This window comes from Gelidibacter algens, from assembly GCF_001678675.1.
GTDB lineage: Bacteria > Bacteroidota > Bacteroidia > Flavobacteriales > Flavobacteriaceae > Gelidibacter > Gelidibacter algens.
The window spans coordinates 62213-70938 of record NZ_LZRN01000018.1 but is presented as its reverse complement, the minus strand read 5'-3'; the positions used below and the strand labels follow the sequence as shown (position 1 = coordinate 70938).

Annotated in this window: 9 protein-coding genes and 1 pseudogene; 6 read left to right on the top strand and 4 right to left on the bottom strand. The window is 37.3% G+C overall.

The genetic code is table 11. From position 1 onward, the window contains the following. Positions 1 to 252: 252 nt before the first annotated feature. The 6 genes and pseudogenes from A9996_RS21055 to A9996_RS10270 all read left to right on the top strand — a co-directional run bounded on the left by A9996_RS21055 (position 253) and on the right by A9996_RS10270 (position 4772). The gene (locus A9996_RS21055; protein ID WP_066434213.1) at positions 253 to 483 is read left to right on the top strand and encodes a response regulator transcription factor; all 231 of its coding nucleotides are present in this window, start codon (positions 253 to 255) and stop codon (positions 481 to 483) included. Positions 484 to 766: 283 nt separating this feature from the next. Further along, on the top strand, positions 767 to 1969 hold the full coding sequence (locus tag A9996_RS10280; protein WP_066429769.1) for an IS4 family transposase: 1203 nt from the start codon (positions 767 to 769) through the stop codon (positions 1967 to 1969). 307 nt (positions 1970 to 2276) lie between these two features. Then, positions 2277 to 2378 (top strand): annotated as a pseudogene (locus A9996_RS19640) (helix-turn-helix domain-containing protein); the annotation flags it as partial. Between the two features lie 508 nt (positions 2379 to 2886). Further along, entirely contained in the window at positions 2887 to 3291 is a 405-nt protein-coding gene (locus tag A9996_RS20965; RefSeq protein ID WP_317047109.1) for a hypothetical protein, read from the top strand. After that, complete coding sequence (locus tag A9996_RS20960; protein ID WP_317047112.1) at positions 3239 to 3730, top strand: sensor histidine kinase; 492 nt, start codon at positions 3239 to 3241, stop codon at positions 3728 to 3730. The genes A9996_RS20965 and A9996_RS20960 overlap by 53 nt, the downstream gene beginning before the upstream one ends. Before the next feature lie 415 nt (positions 3731 to 4145). Next, positions 4146 to 4772 (top strand): DUF4403 family protein, encoded by a 627-nt coding sequence (locus A9996_RS10270; RefSeq protein WP_066434210.1) that lies wholly within the window; start codon positions 4146 to 4148, stop codon positions 4770 to 4772. 148 nt (positions 4773 to 4920) lie between these two features. Here A9996_RS10270 and A9996_RS10265 read toward each other — a convergent pair whose 3' ends face one another. Genes A9996_RS10265 through moaCB form a run of 4 tightly spaced genes read right to left on the bottom strand, consistent with a single transcriptional unit; the run spans position 4921 to position 8725 of the window. Beyond that, positions 4921 to 5676 (bottom strand): sulfite exporter TauE/SafE family protein, encoded by a 756-nt coding sequence (locus tag A9996_RS10265; protein ID WP_066434202.1) that lies wholly within the window; start codon positions 5674 to 5676, stop codon positions 4921 to 4923. Between the two features lies 1 nt (position 5677). After that, positions 5678 to 6844, bottom strand: coding sequence for a molybdopterin molybdotransferase MoeA (locus tag A9996_RS10260; protein ID WP_066434199.1), 1167 nt, complete (start codon positions 6842 to 6844; stop codon positions 5678 to 5680). After that, positions 6844 to 7836, bottom strand: a complete 993-nt coding sequence (moaA, locus tag A9996_RS10255; protein WP_066434197.1) for a GTP 3',8-cyclase MoaA — start codon at positions 7834 to 7836, stop codon at positions 6844 to 6846. Before moaA ends, A9996_RS10260 begins: the two co-directional genes overlap by 1 nt. After that, positions 7829 to 8725 (bottom strand): bifunctional molybdenum cofactor biosynthesis protein MoaC/MoaB, encoded by an 897-nt coding sequence (moaCB, locus tag A9996_RS10250; protein WP_066434192.1) that lies wholly within the window; start codon positions 8723 to 8725, stop codon positions 7829 to 7831. Before moaCB ends, moaA begins: the two co-directional genes overlap by 8 nt. Position 8726 lies beyond the last annotated feature (1 nt).

Sequence of the window (8726 nt, the reverse complement as noted above, 5' to 3'; positions counted from 1 at the left end):
AAATAAATAATGATAGATGTTTTTTTTAATTAGAAGAATCCTGCTTTTATTTTTAAAGCAAAGATTTAACCGCATTAAATGTTCACTGTAAAAAAATTTAAGATTGTATACGAGCTTATTTTATGAGAATTCTATGATCAATAAATATATCAAATTTAGTATTATGAAAACGTATAGTAAGAGGTGCGTAATTAGGTGAGTAATTGCTAAATTGCATATATAACTTACTTATAATCAATATTTTATAAGATTATGGATAATTCCTTTTTCTCCAAAACCCAATTTAGTGCACCCCAACTAACCAGTCGGGAAAAAGAAATTTTGCAATTACTTGCAAAAGGCTTTGGAAGTAAACAGATTGCTTCGCTGCTTAATATATCCATCAAGACCGTAGATAATCATCGACAGAACATGTTACATAAAACAGGTTCAAAAACCTCCTCGGAATTGGTAAGCACAGCAATTCGACTGATTATGGTTTAAAGAAAATTTAAACGGTAAAGGTTGCGTTGTGGATGTTGGATGTGATAAAAGAAAGCACAAAACCAATCTAACTCAAGCCAATACTATTTTACCAAATAAAGTAAACCCAGGGTTTTCCTTATCTAATAAATTTTCATTACTTAAAATAGACAAGACGTCTCTTTAAATTTTAAATAATTTTTCTAAAATTTGATTTAGAACCATTGTTGTCCGATAAAAAAAGAAGCCAAATGAATGGCTTCTTAAAAAATCGTAATTTGGAGTTGCAAAAAACTAAAATACGATGAGTAAAAGTAATTATTTTTCCAGTAAATCTGTTTTCGGACAGCTGATTTCTTTAATAGATGATTCTTTGATAAGAAGAGAGGTCAAGAAATGTGATTCAGACCGTTACACCAAGCGATTTACCACAAAGGACCATTTGATAAGTATGCTTTTCTGTTCGTTCTCAAAGTGCACGTCATTGCGTGAAATATCTGGAGCAATGCTGGGTCTATCGGGAAAAACGAGTAGTTTTCAGCTAAACCATATTCCCAAAAGGAGTACTTTATCTGATGCAAACAAGAAAAGGGATGTTTTGGTCTTTGAAAATATCTATCATCAATTGCTCAAACAGTATGGTGGTTTCTTATCGGACAGCCGCATTAAAGATGTCATAATAAAGCAGGTCAAAATTTTCGACAGTTCAACAATTAGCCTTTTTAGGGACATTATGGGTTGCGTTGGCAGAAATCCAAAAAGCGGAAAAAGAAAAGGGGGAATAAAAGTACATTCTGTTATCAACGCAGATGAAATCGTACCGAGCTTGGTCTGGTTCAGTGAAGCCAAAACACACGATCATAAATTTTTAGAAAAGCTAAAATGCGATGAGAACACCATTTATGTTTTTGATAAGGCATATAATGATTACAAGGCTTTTGAGCATTTTACAGCCCATAAAACAGGATTTGTAACTCGCATAAAAGACAACGCATCGTATCTAAGTATCGAAAAATTAGATATTGGGGAACGGATCCATAACGGAGTTTTAGAAGATGAAATTATTGAAGTTGATGTAAAAAAAGGCAAGGAAATATCGAAATTAAGATTGAGGAAAGTGACGTTTTATGACCGCGTAAACAAACGAGAATTTGAATTTTTAACTAATTTGTTTGACTTGCGCGCCGATTTAATTGCTGCCCTGTACAAAATAAGATGGCAAATAGAAATACTGTTTAAACAGCTGAAACAGAATTTTCCATTGAAATATTTCTTGGGAGATAATGAAAATGCAATTAAAATACAAATTTATTGTGTTCTGATAGTCAATCTGCTATTGGCAGTGGTTAAAAAGAGATTGAAGCGCAGTTGGGCATTTTCAAATTTGGTCAGCTTCTGCAAAATCCACCTTTTCAATTACATCAATTTGATGAGATTTCTGGAAAACCCCGAAAAGGATTGGATAATTGACAAAGCTGAATCAGAACAACTAGTATTTAATCTGTGACCTGTTTTTCAAAAAAAACGAAAGATATAAATCAAAGCACTGAAAATCATATAGATAAAAAATAAAATCAAGCCGGTTTAATTTTTATCGGACATTAATGATTTCATTTTATATTAATTACTACATTCTAATAACCTACAAATGGCTTTAAAGCCTAGTATGAGCTACCAGTCAGACAAATTCCTGGCGGGCGGTTAGGTATATGCTCCACTGGAAAATTCTCACCAATTTTCTGGTGGAGCTTTTTGCTTTTGATGATTTATTGATGTGATAGCAACGGCACACACAAAAATATAGGTAATTGTTTGAAAAAAACACCATCCTAAACGTGATTGAGAAAAAAAACGGGAACATCTCCAAATCTGCCAAAGAATTGGGCATTACCCGCGCGGCACTTTATTGCAGACTCCATAATATGACCTATAAAAGCTACCTCTTCTCGCTTACGATACGGGTGCTGGGCTTGCTTCTTGCGCTGATTTTATTGGCTTTTGGGATTGCCTGGGTCAAGACCTACGTGATTATAGGAGGTGGTATCCTTTCGGTAATTGCGGTATATCACCTCTATCGTTTTATGGTCAAACGTTTTGTGGAAGTGGATGATTTCTTCGAATCCATTAAATACCGCGACTTTTCAAGATGGTTTGTGGAGACCAAAGGCCCACAGGACATTCGAGAGCTGCACAAGGGATTTAACTTGGTCAACAAAACCATCAAGGCCATAGACAGCGAACGCCAAGCACAGTTTGTGTACCTTCAAAAAATATTGGAGATGGTCAATATTGGCCTCATCGCTTATAATGTTGAAACTGGCGAAGTGCTCTGGACAAACGACTCTTTCCTGAAAACCTTGGATTTCCCTGCGTTTAAAAACATCCAGTATTATTGAAAAAAGAGCGGCAAAAATATACGACGAATTGTTTGAGACCTACCACTCCAACACGACTTCGGTCACTTTGGACCTGCGGCAGGAATCACTTAAAGTCTTGATTTCAGACACGGTTTTTGAGATGGAATCCCATTCCTTTAAGCTCATCGTACTTCAGAATATTGAAGACACCCTAAACCGCAACGAAAGTGAAGCTTGGAAAAAGCTATTGAGCGTGATGACCCACGAAATCATGAACAGCATTGCACCCATCACGTCTTTAGCAGAAACCCTTCAGAAAAACATTCAGCAATCCATAGAACACCCAAAAACCACCTCATTGGAACTGGAAGATGTCAATGCAGGCCGCAATAGCATCAAAAAATCGCCGTGCAGGCTTGATGAAATTTGCAAAGACCTATCGAAGCCTCAACAAAATCACGCATGTCAATAAAACCAAAATCAAAGTTTCTGAGCTGTTCGACAACATTAGCGAGCTCATGAAACCTTCTTTGGAGGACAGGGAAGTACAGCTGATTTTCAAGTTGGACGATCCCAATTTGCTTTTTGAAATTGATGCTTATCTTATCGAGCAAATGCTCATCAACCTCATACCAAACGCCATCGATGCCACAGAAAACGGCGTGAAGCCACAGATAACCGTATCGGCGGCCATCGGTTATAAAGGCGCTGCCCAAATCAAGGTGAGCGATAATGGCAAAGGCATTCCAGCCGAAATCATGGACAGTATTTTTGTGCCGTTTTTCAGTACCAAAAAGACCGGAAGCGGAATTGGGCTAAGCCTTTGCAAACAAATAATGCTCTTGCATGGCGGTAAAATCCAACTGCAAAGTATAGAACATGAAGGCACAGTGGTAAGCTTGTTGTTCTAGGGTTTTCAAGCTCAAAATGTGGTTTTGATACCTGTTTTCTATAAAAAAATTGCCTCGACACTTTACTATTTTGAGTTACTTCCTATAGAACCATCGTTGTTCCTTTTCGTATTAAACCATGGACTAAAGTACCATGGATTTCTTGAGAGTGGCGCCATTAAAAAGAACGGCCTGTAACAAATCAAACCCTTAGACGACAAAATTTATATCTGAAAAATGGTATTGATTTATGCTCCAACATGCGCTTTAGATTAAAAATCAAAAACTTTCGTGATGGCTAAACTTTTAGCTAAATTTATGAATACTCGTGAATTGAAATAGTTTGAAAATTAATGTCTTAAAAACCAATACATACTCAAGCAAATTTGTAAAAGTCAAATTCGTTTAATCGCGTCTCATCTTTAATTTCTGAACTATGAATAATGACCAAGAAGCAACCAATCAAGATATATTGCTATCCATTCCCATTAAAGTTAGTTTTATAAGCTTAAAAAATTACTTAAATAAAGAGTTTAGAGGGAAAATCATCAGTAGGGATAATTCTAATGGAAAGCGTATCAATTACTTTAAGATACTCGAGATTGATATCGCCAAAAGCACTATCAAAAAGTACAATTTAGAATTGATAGTTAAATTAGAAACCCTAACAGCGCTCTACAAAAGTCGAGAACTTGAAATCTCCATTCAAACCTTTGTGAACATGGATATGGAATCCCAAAAAATTTATATTGATACTTATAAAATTGACAGTACAGGAAAAAGTTGGTTTGCTAATCAGATGCTGAAATCTGTGATCAATACATTTATGTATCGAAAATTCATCAAAAAACTCAATATTGAATTATTACCAATTATAACTGAAAACCTGATGCTGTTAAATGCAAAACTTGCTTCTAAAATTGAAATCAAAAGTGGAATTTCGGTTTTAGGAGCATTGAATGACTTAACTGTCACTCATTTTGAGATAAAACAAAAAAATATATGGATCATCGTAACATTAAATGGGTGGGGCATCATTGAGGTAGAAAACTTGGATTTCTAAATGGCATTAAAATTTGGGGTTATTTTAAATTCAGAAGATACACTGAGCATGACTAAGACTATTTTCTAAAAAAAAGCGGTCTCAAGTTGAATCTCACGAAAAAAGGGTGTCGCTGCGCGCATCCCTCAAAGTGAATTTATTTACGTACTCAGATTTTTATTCCAAAGCCGTGCAATAGAATGAGTCTCAACCCAACATAGAACACAAGGATTGCTGTAAGGATTCCTAAAAATTTCAGATTGAATTTTTTATTGGACAGATAAGAGCCCAGACTTCCACCAAGCACAACTGCAATAATAAGGTTGAATACAAGATCATAGTCCAAACGAAAGGTTCCTGCTACGTTAAGGCCCACAAGTCCGGCAAGAGAATTCACGAGGATAAAAACTGAAGCCAGCGCAGCAATGATTCTGGGATTTTCCCATTTAAGTAAGTTCAATACTGGAGACAAAAATATCCCTCCCCCAATTCCAGAAATACCAGAGAGCAATCCAATACTTCCTCCCAATAATAGCTTCTTAGAATTAGAAAATTCTACAGATTCTAATCGACTTTGAACAAGTTTCAGCAGCATAAATATCCCTGCCAATAACAAAGCACAACCTAACACTAAGAAAAATGAGTCTTGCGAAAGCTTCACCAGTGCACCTAAATAGGCCATGGGAATGCTGAGCACAAAAAACGGCCAAAGCAATTTTGGTTTTAGAACCCCATGCTTCATATAAACGATTGTTCCTATTGTAACTACACAGATATTTAAGATCAAAGCTGTGGAACGGATCTCATAAAAGTCGGTAAGCACCAGACTCAAAATTGCCAGATAACTTGAGCCTCCGCCAAAACCAACGGAACTGTAGAATAAGGCAATAAAGAAAAAGATAAAGGGCAGGTATTCTATAGGCATGCTATAAGATTAAAAGACATTGTACCTGTTCCCCTTTTTTAAGCGAAGTTTCAGCATCGATAAAAGCCAAAGCGTTTCCTTGCGCCATAGATAAGATCATAGACGACCCTTGCCCGTCTAGGATCTCAACTTCACCATTGCTGATCTTTGCTTTCAAAAATGAAGGCCGATCGCCTCTGTTCTCAAAATCATGGGAAATAGGAAAAGAATATCGCTCCATTCCGTTTTTTTTTGATCCGCTTAGCTGATAAAGAAAAGGCAATACATACACATAGAAACAACTTAAGGAAGATGCAGGATTTCCTGGTAAGGCGAATACAAATTTATCTTCTTTTCTTCCAAAATAGAGGGGTTTTCCAGGCTTTTGAAAGACTTTATAGAACTGCTCTTCCACTCCGTTCTCTTCCAGTGCCTGCTTAACAAAATCATAATCTCCCACTGAAATTCCTCCGGAAAGAATTAAAACATCTGCAGTTTCAAGGGATTTTTTTATTCCTGATTTTATTGCTTCAAAATCATCCTCAATTTGTTTCTTATTCCCACATTTAAATCCGAACTGTTCACATGCTGAAGCCAACGCATAGCTATTGGATTCATAGATCTGTCCTTCTGCCTTTGGTTTTCCGGGCTCTATCAATTCGTTTCCTGTTGTGATCAAATTAATAAGTGGCTTTCTAAAAACCTCAACGTTCTGGATTCCCAGACTTCCTATCAACCCTATTCCTGCAGGAGTGATGCTGTATCCTTTTTCGAAAACAAGCTGTCCCTGGGTTAACTCTTCTCCTTTTCTACGAATGCTCTGTCCTTCCTTCGGCATTTGTTCCAAAGTAAGCTTGTTTCCAGCCACACGGGTTTTCTCCTGCATCATCACTGCGGAAGTATCTTTTGGAACTTTCGCTCCGGTAAAAATGCGCACCGCTTCTCCATTCTTCAATTCAAACTCCTTTTTATCACCGGCAGCAACTTCGCCAATAATGGTGTATTCTTGAGAAATTCCGCATAAGGCATAGCCATCCATTGCCGAATTGTCAAAAGAAGGCATATCAAAGGGAGCATTAATATCTTCTGAAATTGAAAAACCCAAACAGTCACTAAGTTTCCTTGTTTCTGTTTTCAGCTTAACCTTCTGATCTTTGATAATTTTATGTGCTTCTTCAATTGTTACCATTAGCCTCCAATTGAAATCATAGACCTGTTTTGTTCGTAATGGTCGGCATCCATTTTTACATCCATACCATCACGGGAAAACTTTTTCGTCTTGATCGCGTTTATAATTAGCTCGTTCATTTCCCCTCCATTACGCATAGGCGTGAGCAGATCGGTTTCAGAATTCGCAAACAAACAATTCATCATTTTACCATCGGCAGTTAAACGAATACGGTTACAATCGGCGCAGAAGGGATTCGTAATCGTGCTTACAATTGCAAAACTTCCTGTGTGACCTTTCACCTGGAAATTCGACGAGGTACTGTGCTTTGGGTTTTGTAATACTTCAATATTTCCAAAACGTTCAGAAACAATATCCAGAATTTCCTGTTTTCCGACACCTTTGCTCCAGTCCCATTTATTGCCTTTAAAAGGCATGAATTCTATAAATTTTACGGTCAGATTCTTGTTTTTGGTCAGTTCAATAAAATCGTTGATCTCATTGTCATTTACACCTTTGATCAACACAATATTCAACTTCACTTCCATATCCATTTCAAGAGCCGTTTCGATATTCTTGATGATACGCTCAAAATAATCCCGTTTCGTGATGAAAACCGACTTTGCCTTATCCAAAGTGTCCAAACTCAGGTTGATTTTTTTCAAACCTATCTTCTGAAATAAATCCAGATATTTATCCAGCATAATTCCGTTGGTGGTGATCTTTAGCGTCACTCCCAGTTTTGCCAGTTCCTCTACCAGATACCCGAAATTCTTTCTTACCAAAGGCTCCCCACCGGTAAGCCGAATGGTATCCACCCCTAGATCGCGAAAAGTTGTAGCGAGTTCAATGATCTCTTCAATGGTCATGATATTGGACTTTTCCATCAATTCAATTCCTTCTTCTGGCATGCAGTAAAAACAACGCAGGTTGCAACGATCGGTCAGCGAGATCCTGAGATAGGTATGTGCTCTTCCAAAATTATCTACTATTTTCTTTTTTTCTTCAATCATGTCTTTTTCCTTCTATAACTTTAAAAACGTGCAATACGTGCGGAAATATTGCATCCATACATTCTGCAGCTCCTTTGGTGGATCCCGGCAATGCCAGAACAACTTTTCCGTCTTTTATTCCGGCTACAGATCTGGAAAGCATCGCGTAAGGCATGCGCTGCTGACCATAATTTCTCATTTGTTCTTCAACGCCTTTTAGTTTTAGATCCAGCATCGGTTCTATAGTTTCAGGAGTTACGTCACGCGGACCAACGCCAGTTCCTCCTGTGAAAATCAATATATCTGCATCTGCAGAATTTAAAGCCGATCTTATCTCTTCAGGCTCGTCTGGAATAATAATCCGTTCAGATTTGATCCCAAGTGCTTCCAATTTTGAAACGATAGCCTTTCCTGCTTTATCTTCTCCTTTTCCTTTCGAAATGGTATCTGAACAAACAATGACCTTTGCAGTCAATCCTTCAGCATCAATTTTATAAGAAGATTTTCCTCCCTTTTTATTCTGAAGTTTGATTGTCCCGATCTCTACATTCTTGTCGATAGGTTTTAGCATGTCATACATCGTAAGAGCCACAATACTTGCACCATGCATGGCTTCCACCTCAACACCAGTTTTATAAATGGTTTTTACTTTAACCGAAATTTGTATCTCCAATCCGTTGATCTCGTATTCGATTCCTGTATATTCAATAGGCAAGGGATGGCAATCTGGCAACAGCTCTGGCGTTTTCTTTACGCCCAGTAATCCTGCAGCTCTGGCCATTTCAAAAACATTCCCTTTCGGAACTCTATTTTCCTGTAGCGCCTTTATCGTGTCTTCGTTGGAAGTCCTTACAATCGCAATTGCGGTAGCTTCCCTCAACGTATTTATTTTATGGGTTATATCAACCATA